The 17333-nt window shown below is 61.8% G+C and carries 17 protein-coding genes; 9 read left to right on the top strand and 8 right to left on the bottom strand.

Annotation, left to right across the window (positions count from 1 at the left end):
- Positions 1–76 precede the first annotated feature (76 nt).
- Genes AC3WQS_RS12875 through AC3WQS_RS12865 form a run of 3 tightly spaced genes read left to right on the top strand, consistent with a single transcriptional unit; the run spans position 77 to position 2684 of the window.
- Positions 77–1576, top strand: a complete 1500-nt coding sequence (locus AC3WQS_RS12875) for a SulP family inorganic anion transporter (protein ID WP_492712653.1) — start codon at positions 77–79, stop codon at positions 1574–1576.
- A 35-nt stretch (positions 1577–1611) separates the two neighbouring features.
- On the top strand, positions 1612–2037 hold the full coding sequence (locus AC3WQS_RS12870) for a MerR family transcriptional regulator (protein WP_492712654.1): 426 nt from the start codon (positions 1612–1614) through the stop codon (positions 2035–2037).
- A 26-nt stretch (positions 2038–2063) separates the two neighbouring features.
- Entirely contained in the window at positions 2064–2684 is a 621-nt protein-coding gene (locus AC3WQS_RS12865; protein ID WP_019747165.1) for an L-threonylcarbamoyladenylate synthase, read from the top strand.
- Positions 2685–2693: 9 nt separating this feature from the next.
- On the opposite strand, the gene AC3WQS_RS12860 is transcribed toward AC3WQS_RS12865, so the two are convergent.
- Positions 2694–3653 (bottom strand): helix-turn-helix domain-containing protein, encoded by a 960-nt coding sequence (locus AC3WQS_RS12860; RefSeq protein WP_492712655.1) that lies wholly within the window; start codon positions 3651–3653, stop codon positions 2694–2696.
- 163 nt (positions 3654–3816) lie between these two features.
- Between AC3WQS_RS12860 and AC3WQS_RS12855 the strand changes: the two genes are divergently transcribed.
- A complete protein-coding gene (locus AC3WQS_RS12855) occupies positions 3817–4929 on the top strand; it encodes an NDMA-dependent alcohol dehydrogenase (RefSeq protein ID WP_492712687.1) in 1113 nt (370 codons plus the stop codon).
- A 43-nt stretch (positions 4930–4972) separates the two neighbouring features.
- On the opposite strand, the gene AC3WQS_RS12850 is transcribed toward AC3WQS_RS12855, so the two are convergent.
- The 3 genes from AC3WQS_RS12850 to AC3WQS_RS12840 form a co-directional block, all read right to left on the bottom strand.
- Positions 4973–6886 (bottom strand): alkyl/aryl-sulfatase, encoded by a 1914-nt coding sequence (locus tag AC3WQS_RS12850; protein WP_492712656.1) that lies wholly within the window; start codon positions 6884–6886, stop codon positions 4973–4975.
- 99 nt (positions 6887–6985) lie between these two features.
- Positions 6986–7549 (bottom strand): TetR/AcrR family transcriptional regulator, encoded by a 564-nt coding sequence (locus AC3WQS_RS12845; protein WP_019747163.1) that lies wholly within the window; start codon positions 7547–7549, stop codon positions 6986–6988.
- Positions 7546–8781 (bottom strand): cytochrome P450, encoded by a 1236-nt coding sequence (locus AC3WQS_RS12840; RefSeq protein WP_020906447.1) that lies wholly within the window; start codon positions 8779–8781, stop codon positions 7546–7548. Before AC3WQS_RS12840 ends, AC3WQS_RS12845 begins: the two co-directional genes overlap by 4 nt.
- A 95-nt stretch (positions 8782–8876) precedes the next feature.
- Here AC3WQS_RS12840 and AC3WQS_RS12835 point away from each other — a divergent pair, with 95 nt between their 5' ends.
- The gene (locus AC3WQS_RS12835; protein ID WP_030534626.1) at positions 8877–9722 is read left to right on the top strand and encodes a glycosyltransferase family 92 protein; all 846 of its coding nucleotides are present in this window, start codon (positions 8877–8879) and stop codon (positions 9720–9722) included.
- A 105-nt stretch (positions 9723–9827) separates the two neighbouring features.
- On the opposite strand, the gene AC3WQS_RS12830 is transcribed toward AC3WQS_RS12835, so the two are convergent.
- Positions 9828–9956: a hypothetical protein gene (locus AC3WQS_RS12830; protein WP_007734598.1), complete on the bottom strand. Its 129-nt coding sequence runs from the start codon at positions 9954–9956 to the stop codon at positions 9828–9830.
- A gap of 207 nt (positions 9957–10163) precedes the next feature.
- Between AC3WQS_RS12830 and AC3WQS_RS12825 the strand changes: the two genes are divergently transcribed.
- Positions 10164–10925 (top strand): SDR family NAD(P)-dependent oxidoreductase, encoded by a 762-nt coding sequence (locus AC3WQS_RS12825; protein WP_020723638.1) that lies wholly within the window; start codon positions 10164–10166, stop codon positions 10923–10925.
- On the opposite strand, the gene AC3WQS_RS12820 is transcribed toward AC3WQS_RS12825, so the two are convergent.
- Positions 10907–11044 (bottom strand): hypothetical protein, encoded by a 138-nt coding sequence (locus tag AC3WQS_RS12820; protein ID WP_003945592.1) that lies wholly within the window; start codon positions 11042–11044, stop codon positions 10907–10909. The genes AC3WQS_RS12825 and AC3WQS_RS12820 overlap by 19 nt on opposite strands.
- A 219-nt stretch (positions 11045–11263) precedes the next feature.
- Here AC3WQS_RS12820 and AC3WQS_RS12815 point away from each other — a divergent pair, with 219 nt between their 5' ends.
- The 3 genes from AC3WQS_RS12815 (at position 11264) to AC3WQS_RS12805 (ending at position 14533) form a co-directional block, all read left to right on the top strand.
- A complete protein-coding gene (locus AC3WQS_RS12815; RefSeq protein ID WP_336505023.1) occupies positions 11264–12208 on the top strand; it encodes an alpha/beta fold hydrolase in 945 nt (314 codons plus the stop codon).
- A gap of 261 nt (positions 12209–12469) precedes the next feature.
- Positions 12470–13243: a VOC family protein gene (locus AC3WQS_RS12810; RefSeq protein ID WP_019747156.1), complete on the top strand. Its 774-nt coding sequence runs from the start codon at positions 12470–12472 to the stop codon at positions 13241–13243.
- 135 nt (positions 13244–13378) lie between these two features.
- Complete coding sequence (locus tag AC3WQS_RS12805; RefSeq protein ID WP_492712657.1) at positions 13379–14533, top strand: alkaline phosphatase family protein; 1155 nt, start codon at positions 13379–13381, stop codon at positions 14531–14533.
- On the opposite strand, the gene murJ is transcribed toward AC3WQS_RS12805, so the two are convergent.
- Both murJ and AC3WQS_RS12795 read right to left on the bottom strand, forming a co-directional pair.
- Positions 14519–16135: a murein biosynthesis integral membrane protein MurJ gene (murJ, locus tag AC3WQS_RS12800; protein WP_492712658.1), complete on the bottom strand. Its 1617-nt coding sequence runs from the start codon at positions 16133–16135 to the stop codon at positions 14519–14521. The genes AC3WQS_RS12805 and murJ overlap by 15 nt on opposite strands.
- Before the next feature lie 97 nt (positions 16136–16232).
- Entirely contained in the window at positions 16233–17261 is a 1029-nt protein-coding gene (locus AC3WQS_RS12795; RefSeq protein WP_003945837.1) for a beta-ketoacyl-ACP synthase III, read from the bottom strand.
- Positions 17262–17333 lie beyond the last annotated feature (72 nt).

The following is a 17333-nucleotide window of genomic DNA, read 5'->3' as shown; positions in this document are numbered from 1 at the left end:
GCCGTAGTGAGCACTCTGTTCATACTCTACCCTTACGGGAGGGTAGAGTATGAGAACCTCGTCAGGACGGAATCTCATGGCAGTAACCATCGCTTCATCCACCAACGACAATTCGGTACGGGCCGCGCTCCGGTCACCTCGCCGTCTCAAAACGGAAGTTTTGGCCGGACTGGTCGTGGCGTTGGCACTGATTCCCGAGGCGATCTCGTTCTCGATCATCGCCGGCGTCGATCCGCGGGTAGGACTGTTCGCGTCGTTCACGATGGCAGTGACCATCGCCGTCGTCGGCGGACGACCCGCAATGATCTCCGCAGCTACCGGCGCCGTCGCACTGGTCGTCGCTCCACTGACGCGCGAGTACGGAATCGACTACCTGATTGCGACAGTCCTTCTGGCCGGCCTGCTCCAGATCGTGTTGAGCCTCCTCGGCGTCGCCAAGCTGATGCGCTTCATCCCGCGCAGCGTCATGGTGGGATTCGTCAATGCACTGGCCATCTTGATCTTCATTGCCCAACTCCCCCACCTGATCGATGTTCCGTGGCTCGTCTACCCACTTCTGGCCGTCGCCCTCCTGATACTCGTATTCCTGCCGAAACTGACCAGCGCGGTCCCGGCTCCACTGGTGGCGATCGTGTTACTGACCAGCGCCACAGTCATTTTCGCGTTCAACGTCCCCAATGTCGGCGACGAAGGCGAGCTTCCGTCGAGCCTGCCGACGCTACTGTTCCCCGACGTCCCTCTGGACATGCACACACTGTCGATCATTGCTCCGTATGCATTGGCCATGGCGCTCGTCGGCCTCCTCGAATCGTTGATGACGGCCAAGCTCGTCGACGACGTCACGGATACTCACTCGAACAAGACCCGAGAAGGGTGGGGCCAAGGCGTCGCGAACATCGTCACCGGCTTCTTCGGAGGCATGGGAGGGTGCGCGATGATCGGCCAGACCATGATCAACGTCAAGGTCTCCGGCGCTCGCACTCGAATCTCGACTTTCCTGGCGGGCGTGTTCTTGCTGATACTCGTGGTCGGCCTCGGCGATGTCGTGGCGTTGATTCCCATGGCCGCATTGGTAGCGGTCATGATCATGGTCTCGGTCGGCACTTTCGACTGGCACAGCATCAATCCGAAGACCCTGCGCCGCATGCCGATCGGCGAGACAGTGGTCATGCTGGTCACCGTGGCGGTCACCGTCGCGACCCACAATCTTGCCTACGGCGTGATCGTCGGAGTGATCACCGCGATGGTCATCTTCGCCCGCCGCGTCGCGCATCTCACCGAAGTAATCGACGTCGCGCATCCGGACGAGGACACCCGTGTCTATGCGGTTCGAGGCGAGCTGTTCTTCGCATCCAGCAACGATCTGATCTACCAGTTCGACTATGTCGACGACCCGAAGAACATTGTCATCGATCTGTCCGAGTCTCATGTCTGGGACGCGTCGACCGTGGCGACACTGGACGCGATCACCACCAAGTACGCGGCCAGAGGCAAGAATGTCGAGATCGTGGGGCTCGACGACGCATCGGCCGAGCGCCATCTGCTCCTGTCCGGACGCCTGGGTAACGGTCACTGAGAGTATGGAAGCCCAGCGCGACGAAAGTAGGAGTGATGTCTGAGCCGGAACATGCGGTCCAGGGACAGAACATGCAGATCGGGCAGGTTGCCGAACGCACCGAACTGTCGATCAAGACGATCCGTCATTACGACGAGGTCGGTCTGGTCACTCCATCGGAGCGGACCGCCGGAGGATTCCGCTTGTACACCGAGGCGGACGTCCAACGGCTACTGGTAATCCGACGAATGAAGCCGCTCGGATTCAGTCTCGAAGAAATGAAACAACTCCTCAATTCCCTGGCAGTGCTCGGCGACGAAGCTTCGGACGGATCAACACGAACCGCCGCAACCGAATTCGTCACCGCCTGCCATACCCGGGCGGAAGAAAGCTGCACACACTTACGTAAGCAACTCGCCTACGCCGAAGAGCTGACGGGATTGCTCGCCGACCACAGTCTGAACGGTGAACGGCATTCGTGATCTGCAAGCTGAACTAAGCTGGGTTGATGGCCCGATATTTCGACGTTCACCCGGAAAACCCACAGCCGCGCGCGATCAGCCAGATCGTCGAAATGCTGCGCAACGACGCGGTCATCGCCTACCCCACCGACTCCTGCTACGCCCTGGGTGCCCGAATGGACAATCACTCGGGCACCGATCGGATCCGCGAGATCCGTCACCTGCGGTCGGATCACCACTTCACGCTGGTCTGTGCCGACTTCGCGCAGCTCGGGCACTTCGTCCACGTCACCAACTCGGCGTTCCGGGCGGTCAAAGCGGCTACGCCTGGGCAGTACACGTTCATCCTTCCCGCCACGAAGGAAGTTCCGCGTCGACTGGCACACGCCAAGAAGAAAACCGTCGGAGTGCGTATCCCCAGCCACCCGGTAGTGCGGGCGCTCTTGCAAGAGTTGGGTGAACCGATCCTCTCCAGCACCCTTCTCCTGCCCGGCGCCGAGGAGCCGATGACGGACGGCTGGCAGATCAAGGAAGAACTCGACCACCAACTCGACGCCGTCATCGACTCGGGTGACTGCGGCACCGAGCCCACCACGGTGGTCGACTATTCGTCCGGTGCCCCCGAGATCGTGCGCGTCGGCGCGGGAGATCCTTCCCGATTCGAGTAGGCCCCGACGTCAGCTCCGCATTTTCCGAGAGCGGAAGGCCGCCGGAGAAGTCCCGAACCGTTCTTTGAAAAGTCGCGAGAAGTGGCTTGCGTCGGAGAAACACCATCGGGTGGCGATCGAGGTGATCGAACTGTTCGTGCGACGCAATTCCTCGCGTGCCCTGGCCAACCGCCGCGCCCGTACCGTCCCGTTGAACGTCTCACCGGATCGGCCGAAAACTCGCTGGACCGTCCGGGCAGAGACCGCGTGGGCGGCGGCAACAGAGGTCAACGACAACGACGGATCACACAGGTGCCCGTCGATCCAGGCATCGATCGACAAGCGCAGCGCGGCGGAACCGACAGCGTCCTCAGTTCCGATGGTCTGGCTCACCGCCCCGTCGAACAGTTCGAGGGTGGCATTTCTGGCCGCTGATACCGCGGGTTCAGGAAGTTCGGCCAACGAATCGGCCAGCATCGACAGATAGGAAACCAACAAACGTACCGACGGTGAGTCCCGTTCCAGCGCGCCGCCGAAAGCCGGCCACGCTCGACCGGAGACTTCCGCCAGGGCCGAGCGAGGAATCAGCAAATTGATCGAACGAATCGACTCCAGCACCTCGAACTCGGCCTGATTGCGCGTATCCCACAGAACTACGTCACCAGCGCCCACGAGAATCGTCTCACCTGCTCGTGTCAGCGCTTCGCGTCCTGACCGGATTGCGATCAGCACGACCCAGTCTTCTGTGGCTTCGGATACCTGAGTTGCGGTTCGCTTTCCTGTGCACGGATCGCAGCTGAGGTCGACGAGACCGAAGTCGTCCAGCGAGCGTCGCTTGACCGATGCGGCGAATCCCTCGCGGAGAATCGATCGGGATACCTGCACATCAAGGGGAATGAATTGCTCCCGCAGACGAGATTCCCACCAGTGGCCTCCCATACCGACAGGAACGCCGTCGGCAGTCTTCTCTCCAGACCGGGTGGTGACCATACCTGAGGTTATCGCAAATTCACTTCATGAATGGGCGAAACGGCGCGAAAACACCAGACCGTGGCGCGCAGATACATGACCGAGGCCCCCGACGGGAGACAACATGTGTCCAGGAGCAGACGAGAAGACACTGCGCCGCGAAGCACGCTCGAAGGGAATGTCGATGAAGGCGAAGGCAGCCGTGCTGTGGGATCACAACACACCGTGGAGTATCGAGGAGATCGAGCTCGCAGATCCGAAAGAACGTGAAGTCCTGATCAAAGTGGTTGCCAGCGGCATGTGCCACTCCGATGATCATGCTGTGACCGGTGATCTGGCAGTCCCGCTCCCCGTGATCGGTGGCCACGAAGGTGCGGGCATAGTGGAGAAAGTCGGCCCCGGCGTACGAGACGTCGAGGTGGGCGATCACGTCGTCCTCTCGTTCATTCCCTCGTGTGGACGCTGCCGCTGGTGCGCAGTCGGACAGAGCAACCTCTGCGACCTCGGCGCCATTCTGATGGCCGGCGCGCAGGTCGACGGAACGTACCGCGCGGCAGCACGCGGGCACGACGTCGGAACCTTCTCGCTTCTGGGCACTTTCGGCAATTACACGGTTGTACCGGAAGCGTCGGTCGTGAAGATCAACAAATGGATTCCCCTCGAGAAGGCCTGCCTCGTCGGTTGCGGAGTCACCACCGGTTGGGGATCTGCCGTCAACACCGGAGAGGTCTCGCCAGGCGACTCCGTGGTCGTCGTCGGAATCGGCGGGATCGGTGGAAGTGCCCTCCAAGGAGCGAAAATCGCAGGCGCGAGGCACATCGTGGCAGTCGACATCTCGCCGGACAAGAAAGCCATGGCCGAGACTCTCGGAGCAACACATTTTGCTTCGTCGATCGACGAAGCCATGACGCTGGTCAACGAATTGACCTGGGGCGTCATGGCTGACGTCGCGATCCTGACCGTCGGAGTGGCGAGCGGCGACATGATCCAGCCGATGGTCGGACTGATCCGCAAGGGTGGCCGCGTGGTTTTGACGGCAGTCTCACCGATGGGCGCCACCGACACACAGTTGCACCTCGCCGAAATGACCCTGTTCCAAAAACAGCTCCGCGGAAGCCTGTTCGGCGAATGCAATCCTCGCGCCGACATCCCCCGACTACTGAACCTCTACGAAGTCGGACTGCTGAAGCTCGACGAAATGGTCACCACCGAGTACCGCCTCGAAGACATCAACCAGGGCTACGACGACATGAAGTCGGGAAAGATCATGCGCGGAGTCATCATTCACGAACACTGATCACCGATCAGTCGCACCAGTCACGGCGTGACTGGTGCGACTGTCACGGCGTGACGATATCGAACCACAGATCGAAGTCCTCCAGCAGCGAGATGAACGTCTCCAGTTCAGACTGATCTCCCACCGCTTTTGCCGTTCCGGCCTTGATGGATTCGGTGAGCGAGGTCGTTCCCAGATACACCTCGTTGAACACGGCACGGGTCAAGGTCAGAGTCAGGGCGGCCGAAGCATCTGCCTTGTCCATGTCGTAGTTCAGCACGCCGTTGCGCACTGTGACCAGGACGTTGTCCGCAGTGTCCGACAACACGAATCGCAACGACAGGTCGACGTCGGCAGCTTTGGGACCGTCGAGGCGAACTGCCCAGAAGTCCAGCATCTGCTCGAGCGGCATCACGGCGACAACGGCCGGGCCGGTGGGGTTGTTGGACGGCATCGGTGCCAGCGGATGCCGCAATTCCATCGCTCCGACCAGGTAGAAGTTGCGCCACGTACCGTTCTCGGCTTGGTAGCCGAGTTGTTCGTACGTGTCCGCCAACAACTCTCGCGCTTTCTGGTTACTCGGATCGGCGAACACCAGATGGTTCACCAGCTCCGCTGCCCAGCGGTAGTCGCCGTCGTCGAACGCCTGCTTGCCCTTGGTCAGAAGCGCATCGGGTCCGCCGACGGCTTCGACGTAGCGCTTGCCGTTCTCCACCGGCGGATGAGGATTGAGGTGAGCGGGAACGCCGTCGAACCAACCGAGATAGAAGGTGTAGATCGCTTTGACGTTGTGACTGAGCGAGCCGTAGTACCCGCGGTTGTACCACTGCTTTCCGATGGCGTCGGGTACCTCGATCTGGTCGGCAATCTCTACCGGTGTCAGTCCCTTGTTGGCAAGACGCAACGTCTGATCGTGCAGATACTTGTACAGGTCTGCCTGATCCGACATCAGCTTCAAGATCTTGTCGTTGCCCCACGTGGGCCAATGATGCTGCGCGAAAATGATTTCGACGTCGGGGAAAAGTTCCATAGCCAGACGAACGTAGTGCGACCAGGCCTTGGCGTCGCGAGTTTTGGCGCCGCGCAACGTGTACAGGTTGTGCATTGTGTGCGTGACGTCCTCCGCCGACCCGAGCGCCTTGAAATCGGGTAGATAGAACAACATTTCGGACGGCGCTTCGGTGCCCGGCGCGAGCATGAACGTCACTCGCACGCCGTCGATGACTTCTTCGTGTACCGGTTCGGTGATGACGTCGGTCGGCACCGCGAACGTCGACGTGCCGTGCGACGTGGACAGTCCGAGACCACCGGAAACCTGCCCCTGCGGGCCTGGACGCAGGAATGATCCGTACATGTACATTCCGCGACGCGTCATCGCCGTTCCGGCGAGCACGTTCTCGGAGATCGCCTCTTCCGTGAAACTGTCTGGTGCATAGACTTTTACGGCACCGGACTCGATCTCTTCGTCGGTGACAAATCCTTTGACTCCGCCGAAGTGATCGCCGTGGGAGTGTGTGAAGATGATCGCCTTGACCGGGACCTTGGGGCGGTGCTGGTAGTACAACTCCAGCGCAAGAGCGGCTGTTTCCGCGGACATCAGGGTGTCACCGATGATCAACCCGGTATCGCCCTCGATGATCGTCGTGTTCGACAAGTCCTGGCCGATCACCTGGTAGAGGCGATCGGCAAGCTTGAAGAGCCCGCCGCCCTTTCCCATCAAAGTGGCTTGGCGCCAGAGACTCGGGTTGACGGTGTCCGGCGCTTCGCCGTCGGCGAACCCGTAGGCGTCGTAGGAGAAGATGAACTGTCCTTTGTCACCCTTGACCAACCCGCCGTCGATGAGCGGCGCTACCAGACCTCGAGAAATCAGTTCGAAGTCGAATGTGTCATCGAACGGAAGATCACGGAGGACCTGGGCATTCGCAAGGCGAGTCGCTTCGGTAGCTGGCTTGGGGTCGAGTTCGGATGGTGTAGTCATCTTCTCTCACGCTCCTCGGGAACTCGCGGTGTCCTGTGTCTGGATACCGGTTCATCCTCGATCGCCACGTAGTCCTCGCGCATCACCCGGAAGGGATGATCACGTGGTTCGTCCAGCGTTCAACAGCGCAGCAACGAACTCACGCACCAACGTCCGCTCGTCGTTCTCGTCCGCCCCCGGCACCATGAGCAGTGAGAGGATCACTCGCACGATCCAGCGTGCTCGTGACGCTGTGCCTGCTCCGATTTCACCGAGCATCGCGACGCCCAGTCCGTTGATGACGTCGGATGAATTGGCAAGTTCACCTGCAAGACTCGCATCACCCGGAGTGAACCATGCAGCCAACGTCGGAGTGCTGCGCACCGCGGAGACTGCGGTGAGCATCGCCGTTTCGAGACGCTCGCTCGGATCATCGATGGTCGCTACCGATTCCGCGATCGCAGTTCCCAGCCTGCGCGCTTCGCGGTGAACGAATGCAATGTGAAGGGCCTGCCGATTCTCGAAGTACCGATACAGGGTGGCCCGGGAACATCCTGCAGCAGAGGCTATCTCCGCCATACCGACGGCGTTGACACCTTTCTCGACGAACAGTTGTGCCGCACTGTCGAGGATCTTCTCGGCTGCCGCCAAGGCGCGCCCCTCGCCGAGCCAGTCGTTGCTCACGGCCGGGCCACCGACATGGGCGCTGTGAGTGGACGGCGCACGTAGTTGCCCGGCGCGTATTGCATCGCTTCGATGTCGATATGGAAATCTGGAATCCGGGAGAGCAACTCTTCCAACGCAACTCGAGCCTGCATCCGAGCTGCCGACGCCCCCAGACAGTGGTGGGCGCCATGACTGAAGGTGAGAATCTTCTGCGGTCGACGCAAGACGTCCAACTCCGCCGCGTCGGGTCCGTACTTTTCGGGATCACGATTGGCCGCACCGTACATCAACAAAACCTTACGTCCTGCCGGAATCACTTTGCCGCCCAAGGCCACATCCCGAGTCGTGGTGCGTGCCAGTCCTTGGACCGGCGAGGTGAGTCGAAGCAATTCGTCGACCGCGTCGGTGATCAATGCGGGATCGTCCAGCAGGATCTGACGCTGGTCGAGGCGTTCGGTCAGCATCGCCACCGAACCACCCAGCATTCCTGTCGTGGTGTCGTTTCCACCGGCCACCATGGTGAAGGCGAAGCCCAGAATCGACAGCAGGCCGGACATGTCGCCGTCTTCACCGAGTCCAGCGGCGAGTAGGTGCGAAATCGTGTCGTCACCCGGTTCGACCTTGCGGCGTTCGATCAGCGAAGCGAAGTACATCATCAACTCACCGGTGGCGGCCTGCGCCGTCGTCGCTGCCGCGGCCACGCCACCTGCCGAATTGGCAGCGACAATGGCCTCGGTCCAGCCGTCGAACTGGTCACGGTCCGATTCCGGCACACCCAGATAGTGTGCGACAACCATCGACGGCAACGGCTTGAATAGCTCGACGACGATATCGCCACTGCCACGCGCTTTCAACGCTTCGATACGTTCGACGACGAATTCGCGGACCATCGGCTCGACCGCCGAGACCTGACGCGGAGTGAATCCCTTCGACACCATGCGCCGGAACTCCGACTGCACGGGCGGATCCTGCATCACGAACGGCGGATTGTCCTGCATCCCGATCTGCTCGAGCTCACCATAGACGGTGGTCAATCCCTTTGCCGACGAGTACGTCTCGTAATCACGAGCGGCGTTGTAGACGTCTTCGTGACGGGTGAGCACCCAGTAGTCGTCCTGCGGCGAGGCTTCCGGCACCACGTTGTGCACCGGGTCGTTCTCTCGCAATGCGTCGTACATGGCCCAGGGCGAACGCCAGGACTCCCCGGTGGAAGGAACAAACCGTGGCGAATGTGACACAGATGTTGTCATGACTCGACTATGAGACAAATTGATAGATGTGTCAACCTATCTCCATGTTCAATATCGAGTAACTCGCTTCCACGCAGAGCACTATCGTGTGTCGGGTGATCACGGACCCGAAGAACCACCCGAACAGCTCTGACACCGGACGCCGCGCCGTGGTTGCGGTCCTGCTCCCCCGCGAACATCTCCCCTTCATCAGAGACTGGTGCCTGCACCACATCGAGCAAGGCTGGGAGGTTGTTCTCTACGACAACACCGGTTCCGTCGGGTCCACCCGCAAGACAAGCGCATTCAGCCTCAACCGTTGGCACGGCCGCAGCGAGGACAAGAGAGGCAACTCTTACGGCGCCTTCACCCGATCGATGTCGGACAGTGAAGTTCAGGTCGCATTCCGCAAAGAACTGCACGACCTTCCGGTGACGATCGTCGACTGGCAACCGCGCGACGCGGACGGTCGGATCGTGCACGGTCAGGTAGAGGCGTACGTCGATTACGTGAGTCGATACCGCGACACCGTCGCATGGGCAGCATTCGTCGACGCCGACGAATACCTCGAGCACGCACCAGGATTGGACTGGGAGGTTCTACTTGCCGGAGTTACTCAAGCGGGTTCGCACCGCGTCGTTCTCGATGCTCTGGTTTACGAATCCAGGTGGACGCGCGACGGGCAACTGCGAGACGTCGAGGAATTGAAATGCCTTGGACTGCAAAGCCACGGCTGCAAGAACATCGTGAGGCTGTCGGAGATTCTGCGAGCGGACGTCCACTGGGGATGGAAGACAAGCGAACCGGACAGCCTGGTGCGGCCCGACCGATCCCTCTTCTACTTCCGCCATTACCGCGGTTCGGAGGCGGCACTCGACTTCACTCCGCTGCCGAACTTCGGACCCCAAGTCCACGAAGAAGGTGTGGATGTTCCGGCGACAATCGACTTATCACAAAAATGAATGTGCCTGCAAGCCACAGGTATTCAGATGCAGATAAACCTCCGGCCCGCGTCCACGAAGGCAATGCCTTCAGGCCACGGGCCGGAGGATCAGCTCAGCGAAAAATCAGCTGAAGGACTGCAGGGCAACGCCCAGTCCGACGATTGCGCCGATGCCCGAGATCAGGCCAGCAACACCCGTGATAACCGGCTGGATCTGCTTGATCAATGCCAGGTCTGCGTCCGAAGAACCCATGTCTAACTCCTCATCATGGAATGTGTGTACGCGTTCCGCGCGTCCGGTGTGTAACGGCGCTCACAATATACGTAAGACGGCCGAAATTTGAAGCGGCACCACCGAGTGGGACGTAACTCACATCTCATCCAGCGGGAACCCACGAGTAACAATGCGCGATTCGGACAACGCTTCGGGAACCGTTGAATGACGAGCAGGAGAACAGCAGTGGGCAAGTTGGATGGAAAAGTGGCCCTGATCACTGGCGCAGGGCAAGGCGTCGGCCAGGGTGTTGCGTTTGCGCTTGCCAAGGAAGGTGCTTCCGTCGCGGTGGCGGGCCGCACTGAGTCGAAACTCGTAGTCACATGTAACGAGATCACCGAACGCGGCGGCCGTGCCGAACCGGTGCTCGTGGATATCGCCGACGCGGGTTCCATCACCGCTGCCGTGGCGCGAACCGTGGAACTGTTCGGCGGCGTCGACATCCTGATCAACAACGCCAGCCTCAACCCGCTCGGCAACGTCCTCGACCTCACTCCGGAGCGCCTTGCCGACGGATTGACTTCCGGTCCCGTCGCGACGCTGCGAACAATGCAAGCCTGCTACCCGTTCATGAAGGAACGCGGCGGCGGGGCGATCATCAACATGGTCAGTTCCGTGGCCGTCCGTTGGGACGCCGCCGGCTACGGCGGATACGCGGCCGTGAAGGAATCCGTCCGAGCCCTCAGTCGCGCAGCAGCGTGCGAATGGGGCGTCGACGGGATCCGAGTCAACGCGGTTGCTCCTCATGCATCCTCGCCCGGGCTACAGCGTTGGGCAGATGCGCGTCCGGAAGAGGCTGCCGCTTTTGTTGCCGGGATTCCGCTACGGAGGATCGGGGACTGCGAAACGGACATCGGCACCGCGGTGGCTTTCCTGGTCGGCCCGGATGCCGCGTATCTGACTGGAGCAACAATTCCGCTCGACGGTGGTCAGTCGCGCTGGGGCTGAGAGCTGGCGTCGTCGAAGGCAAGCACCGCCGACTTGGCTTCGGCGATCGGGCGGCGGAAAACGAAACCGACCAGAACGGATGCCAAAACCAGCGCGGCCAGAACAATGAGCCCGACCATCCACCACATGGTTTTCAGTATGCCCGAACCGACCTCCGCCGGACGCGCGCCACGGCCGTCGGAAAGCGATGACAACCGCGAAAAGTGCTTGACACCAGTCAAATTCCGTTTTGCCCGTTTCCCGAGCTTCCTGATAGTCCGTGATCGAGGACACAGTTTCGGATCCCGAGCCGGGACGATCGCGTGACTGGAACCGCGACTCGGTGCATCCTGTCAGGTATGGAATCCGCTGTTTCGGCCGAACTCGCCGACGGAAGCACCCTCACACACCCGTGGGGCGGGACAAGCAACATCACCGATCTCGGCGGTGATGTTCACTGGATCGACTTCGGCGGTCCCAGCGGAGCGCCGCCCATCGTGCTCGTTCACGGACTGGGCGGCTCGCACCTGAACTGGGTGCGGGTGGCACCGACGCTGGCGGCGCGCACGCGTGTGTACGCACTGGACCTCGCCGGATTCGGACTCACCTCCGCCCGTGGGCGGCACACCGGCGTCGACGCCAACGCAGCACTCCTGAATCGATTTCTCGACACAGTGGTCGGTGAACCCGCCGTCCTGTTCGGCAATTCCATGGGCGGAATGGTCTCGGCAATGTCGACCCATGCCAGTCCCGAATCAGTTGCCGGCCTGGTCCTGGTGGATCCGGCACTCCCCCTGCCCGTCCAACTTCCCGACCTGACCGTAGCTGCCCAATTTGCGCTCTACTCGATGCCGTACGTCGGTGAGCAGGTTCTCGGCTTCGGACGCCGGAAGATGTCCGACCGGCAGTTGGCCGCTCAGATGACCAGATTGTGTTTTGCCGATCCGACGCGAGCAGACCCCGCGGTCCTCGACGCGGGCGCTGCCTTGACTGCGATTCGTCGCGGCGAACCCACTCAGGATGCCGAGTTCCTGCAGGCAGCACGGTCACTGTTGATGACCCTCGCCCGTCCGGCCTCTTATCGAAAGACACTGCGAGAGATCGCGACTCCGACGCTCCTGATACACGGCGATCGCGATCGGCTTGTCCCGGTCGAGGCCGCCCGAGCCGCCGCCGCCGCACATCCACACTGGACCACCATCATTCTCGGCGACACCGGTCACACCCCTCAGTTGGAGATTCCGGACGAGTTTTCACGTCACGCGCTCGCATGGCTCGATCGCACGGGGCTGATCACGAGCTGACACGTACCGGCACTACACCCGCGGAACGGCCTCGCCGATCGAGCAAGTGCCCCATCAACTTCGGCGTATCAAGGACGATTCGGCGATCGACTACGTCGGCAGATCCGGCCCACCGGTAAGCGCGAACGGTCAAATACTCCAAAGCTCTCGAGCCCTGGGAATGTGTCGGGGTACGCGCGTAGCGTGAGATTCGCGCCTTCCTCGGCCAAGCATTTGCGCGACCCGTACTTGTGTATCCGTTTCGGTAAAGGAGAGTTTCAGATGCCCGCACGCACAGCGCTCGACGGAACACCCTGTTGGATCGACCTCACCAGCTCCGATACCGAGGTCGCCAAATCCTTCTACACCAACGTGTTCGGTTGGCAGACTGACACAAACGACGACCCGCAGTACGGCGGCTACGCGATCTTCAGCAAAGACGGGCAGCCCATCGCCGGGCTCGGACCTCAGCAGGAGGGAAACCCGTACGGCAACGTCTGGACCACCTACATCTCCTCGACTGATGCGGCAACGTCGGCGTCCAAGGCCGAAGCCGCGGGCGGAATGATCATGATGCCGTCGATGCAGGTCGGTCCCCAGGGCAGCATGGCGATCGTGGGCGATCCGGCCGGTGCAGTCGTCGGTATCTGGCAGGCAGATCAGCACCACGGCTTCGGTCTGGTCGGCGAGGCCGGAGCGCCGGTGTGGCACGAGACTTTGTCCAAGAACTACGCCGCGGTCCTGCCGTTCTACACCGACGTGTTCGGCTGGACTTACGAGTCCATCGGCGACAGCGACGAGTTCCGGTACTCACAGGCCAAGCAGGGCGACACCGTCGTCGCCGGTTTGATGGATGCCAGCTCGTTCCTCCCGGCAGAGGTGCCGTCGTTCTGGCAGGTGTACTTCGGGGCGGACGACACCGACGCGGCCGTCGCCAAGGTCGTCGAATTCGGCGGCAGCGTCTTGCGCGATCCCGAGGACACGCCCTTCGGCCGTCTCGCGTCGGTGGCCGATCCACTCGGTGCCAAGTTCCAGATCTCCACGATCATGGAGTGAATCTCCGCGCAGAGGCCGCACCGGCCCGCGGTCTCTGCACGCTGATCATCTGGAAAGTCCCGATTTGACCGCACGGATTTGAACACTCGCCCAGAAGGTATGCAGTTTTCTGCGTCCAACGCCTAATCTCATGGGATGCCCGCCCCCGCCCCTCTCCTCGATGTGTACTCGCAGCCGACTCTGTCGACGCTTGCGCCGTCGGTACTCGCTTCTCTCGGAGTGAGCGGCGAAGCGAACCGACTCGATCTACAGCCCAGCAAGAAGACTGTAATTCTGCTGGTAGACGGGATGGGCGCGAACTTGCTCGCCCGCAACGCCGAACACGCACCATTCCTGAACTCACTGATCGGAACGCCCATACGGGCAGGATTCCCCACGACGACGGCCACCAGCATCGTCTCGTTGGGGACCGGGCTGCCCTCGGGGGCGCACGGAATCACCGGTTACCAGTCTTACGTCGAAGAAGCCGATTCGGTGTTCAACTGGCTGGGTTGGCACAGCGCGGGCAAGAAGGAATCTCAGACCGACTCCATCGTCCCGGAGACCCTGCAGCCGCAGGCCACGACCTTCGATCGTGCCGCGGCCGCCGGCATCACCGTCACTACCGTCGTTCCGTCCAAATTCGACGGCAGCGGCCTCACCCGGGCGGGAATGCGCGGCGCCCAGTTCGCCGGAATCCAGGCATACGGAGACCTCCTCGCTCGCACCGTGGACGCGTCGAAATCTGCCGACCGTACGTTCACGTACTGCTACATCAGTGAGATCGATGCACTCGGCCACGTCTACGGCCCCGAGTCCGAGCCGTGGATTTTCCAACTGATGCTTGTCGATCGACTGGTCGAGCAACTCGCCGCCGCTCTCGGTCCGGACGTGAGATTGCTGGTGACGGCAGACCACGGAATGGTCGACGTGTTGGACGAGAACAAGATCGACTTCGACAACACTCCGATTCTGTCCAAAGATGTACTCGCCCTTGCCGGTGAACCTAGATGTCGTCACATCCACACCCGACAAGGCGCTGCACAAGATGTTGCGGACCGCTGGCGCGCCGAACTGGGTGACCGCATGTGGATCGGGACGAGATCCGAGGGCATAGTCGCAGGATTGTTCGGGCCTGCAGTGCATTCCGAGTATCACGGCCGGATCGGTGATGTCATCGCCATTGCGTCCGGGGACGTGGCCGTCGTACGTCGATCTGTCGAATCGGGACTGTCCGGCCTCCGTGGACAGCACGGCGCCCTCACTCCGGACGAACTGCTGGTACCGCTCTTGTCCTCAGGACAACAGTAGGGCCCGAGCCCGGCGAATCTCGGGAACACCGACTACCTTGCATGCGCCCAACAGGACGACTGCACCGACGACCGCACCCGCCGACAATGAAATAACAGCAGCAAGCCTGGGCTCGGGAACTCGGTTCTGAACCGCCACCACCAAAGCCAGCGCACAACAACCTGCCAGAACTGCCGCCGCCGAAATCCTTCCGACGGTGGCCTGTACGCGACGGAATCCCAACAGCCCATATCGCTTTCGAAGCAGGATGTGGCCGAGCGCCGCTCCGCACACGTAGGAGAACGAGCCCGCCGCACAGACGGCGAGGACCAGCGTTTCGTCACTCGCGGACAGAGACGCAAGTAGAACGAGCGCTGTTTTGGCTATCACCATCACCATGGCGATCACCGCGGGAGTTCGGGTGTTGTTGTCGGCGTAGAACACTCGAAGCTGAAGCATGACCATCGCAAATGGCACCAGCCCGAATGCACTGACCGCAACGGCCGTCCCGATCAACCGGGCACTGCTGCCGTCGACCCGACCGAAGAAGATCAAGGTGGTCAACGAGGGGCCGAACACCATGAGCGCCGCAGTGACCGGAATCAGCGCCACCACTGAATACCGGGCTCCCCGGCCGAGATCGGATACGACGCCGACGTCGTCACCCGCAGCAACCGACCTGGCGATCCGCGGCATCAGCACCGTCAACAACGACACACCGAGAATGCCGTACGCCACTTGAAACAGCAGATCCGCGTGCGTGTACATCGAGTAGACGTGACGGGAGAGAGTGACCTTCATCGTCACCCACACACCGATCTGACCGGCAACGACGTACACAAGTACCCAGCCGAGCAACGGCGCCCCGACGCGCACCGGGCGCCAGGTGTGCGGTACGACCCGCACGCGAAGGCGCCACCGAAACCCGTTGCGGTGCAGCGCTCGAGCAACGACGGCGGTTTGCGCCACGATCCCGAGCAGAGTGCCGATACCGATCACCAGGACCTGCGCGGTGGTCATCGACTCGGGAGTCAGAGCCACCGGCCCCGGGATACACAGGAAGACCGCGACCGTCACCAGAAGGACGACGTTGTTGATCACCGGCGCCCAGGCCGGCGCGCCGAACACTGATCGAACACTGAGTACTGCCGTCATCATCGCCGTGACGCCGTAGAAGAAGATCTCCGGCAGAAGCAAGTACGCGAAGAGCGTCGTCAACTCTCGTTGAGCCGGATCATCGATCACGGCCGAGACCAGAGGCGGCGCGCACACCACCGCCACTACCGTCACGAGCGCAAGAGCAAGCGCTCCGACGGTGAGAACGCGCTGCGTCTGCTCTCGTTCGAGCGTCCGCCCACGACTTCGCTGCCGTGTCAGATACGGAAGCAGAACGCTGGCGAGAATCCCGCCGAGGAGGAGCTGATAGACCATGTTCGGGAAGCTGTTGGCCGCGTTGTACGCATCACTGACCAGGGCGATGCCGAGGACCGCGGCAAGGGCAAGGGTGCGGACGAAGCCGGTGATCCGACTGACCGTGCTGGCGAGCGCCACTTGCCCGCCCATCTTCGCCAAGCTGCCGCCCGTCACACCCGTACGTTCGGACTCCCCCATACTGTCGACCATCTCGCCAGAGTGCCACATCGCAGAGGTACGACGATCTGGACGGAAACGGAAGAGCGCCCCGAACCGTGGGGTTCGAGGCGCTCGTCACGAGAGAAGATCAGGCTGATTCCGCTCCAGCCAACGGCGGCATGACGACAACCTGGCCGGCGAAGGACAGACCCGCACCGAAGGCGAGAAGCAATGCCTTGTCGCCCGGCTTGCACTGGCCGTCGCGCAGCATCTGCTCCATGGCGAGCGGGATCGAGGCCGCGGACGTGTTGCCCGTCTCGGCGATGTCGTTGGAGACGGGGAAGCCCTCGGGCAGCTTCATGCTGCGAGCGATGACCTCGTTGATGCGCTGGTTTGCCTGGTGCGGCACAAAAGCGTCGATGTCCTCGATACCCAGCCCCGACTTCTCCAGGGTGCGAGTGGCGACCTTGCCCATCTCGAAGGCAGCCCAGCGGAACACCGCGGTACCGGCCATCTTGATCCACGGCCGAGGTCCGGTCGGGTTCTTGGTGTAGTCGAGCCAGCTCGGCTCCTGAACGATGGCGTCGGACTGGCTGCCGTCCGAACCCCACTCGACCGGGCCGATTCCGACGGTATCGCTCGGGCCGACGACAACTGCGCCTGCGCCGTCACCGAAGATGAAGCGAACGCTGCGATCGGTGGGCTCGGTGGCCTCGCTCATCAACTCGACGCCGACGACGAGTACGTGATCAACCGTGCCGCCGCGAACGAGGTCGCTGGCCACGGCAAGGGCGGTACAGAAACCGGCGCAGCCTGCCGCGACGTCGAATGCAGCCGGACCCTTGATGCCGAGCTCGTGGGCGACGATGGACGCAGCCTGAGGAGTCTGCAGGTCCCACGTCGACGTCGCGATGATCACGGCGCCGATCTGCTCGGGAGCAATGCCGCTGACGTCCAGTGCTTTACGCGCCGCGCTGATCGACATCGCGAGGATGCCTTCACCTTCGCCGGAGAACCGGCGCGACTTGATACCCGATCGCGTCTGGATCCACTCGTCGGTGGAATCGATCAGCTCGCAGATCTCGTCGTTGGTCACGACTCGCTCCGGGCGGTGAACGCCGAGCCCGAGAAGGACGGACTGCCGACCTCCGGCCACACTGGCAATCGGCTTACCCATTGATCGATCTCCTCGTTGGTTTCTGGTGATGACGCGCATTCGACATCACACGTTACGTACAGGACATAAGCC

This window comes from Rhodococcus sp. FW305-130 (assembly GCF_058788335.1).
Note: the sequence above shows the minus strand (reverse complement) of the source record. Positions and strands in the feature narration are given on the sequence as shown.

Excerpts from the sequence above, each read along its gene's own strand:
- AC3WQS_RS12875 (WP_492712653.1), top strand. The coding sequence starts at position 77 with ATGGCAGTAACCATCGCTTCATCCACCAACGACAATTCGGTACGGGCC.
- AC3WQS_RS12870 (WP_492712654.1), top strand. The coding sequence starts at position 1,612 with ATGTCTGAGCCGGAACATGCGGTCCAGGGACAGAACATGCAGATCGGG.
- AC3WQS_RS12865 (WP_019747165.1), top strand. The coding sequence starts at position 2,064 with ATGGCCCGATATTTCGACGTTCACCCGGAAAACCCACAGCCGCGCGCG.
- AC3WQS_RS12860 (WP_492712655.1), bottom strand. The coding sequence starts at position 3,653 with ATGGTCACCACCCGGTCTGGAGAGAAGACTGCCGACGGCGTTCCTGTC.
- AC3WQS_RS12855 (WP_492712687.1), top strand. The coding sequence starts at position 3,817 with ATGAAGGCGAAGGCAGCCGTGCTGTGGGATCACAACACACCGTGGAGT.
- AC3WQS_RS12850 (WP_492712656.1), bottom strand. The coding sequence starts at position 6,886 with ATGACTACACCATCCGAACTCGACCCCAAGCCAGCTACCGAAGCGACT.
- AC3WQS_RS12840 (WP_020906447.1), bottom strand. The coding sequence starts at position 8,781 with ATGACAACATCTGTGTCACATTCGCCACGGTTTGTTCCTTCCACCGGG.
- AC3WQS_RS12830 (WP_007734598.1), bottom strand. The coding sequence starts at position 9,956 with ATGGGTTCTTCGGACGCAGACCTGGCATTGATCAAGCAGATCCAGCCG.
- AC3WQS_RS12820 (WP_003945592.1), bottom strand. The coding sequence starts at position 11,044 with ATGGTCGGGCTCATTGTTCTGGCCGCGCTGGTTTTGGCATCCGTTCTG.
- AC3WQS_RS12815 (WP_336505023.1), top strand. The coding sequence starts at position 11,264 with ATGGAATCCGCTGTTTCGGCCGAACTCGCCGACGGAAGCACCCTCACA.
- AC3WQS_RS12810 (WP_019747156.1), top strand. The coding sequence starts at position 12,470 with ATGCCCGCACGCACAGCGCTCGACGGAACACCCTGTTGGATCGACCTC.
- AC3WQS_RS12805 (WP_492712657.1), top strand. The coding sequence starts at position 13,379 with ATGCCCGCCCCCGCCCCTCTCCTCGATGTGTACTCGCAGCCGACTCTG.
- murJ (WP_492712658.1), bottom strand. The coding sequence starts at position 16,135 with ATGGTCGACAGTATGGGGGAGTCCGAACGTACGGGTGTGACGGGCGGC.
- AC3WQS_RS12795 (WP_003945837.1), bottom strand. The coding sequence starts at position 17,261 with ATGGGTAAGCCGATTGCCAGTGTGGCCGGAGGTCGGCAGTCCGTCCTT.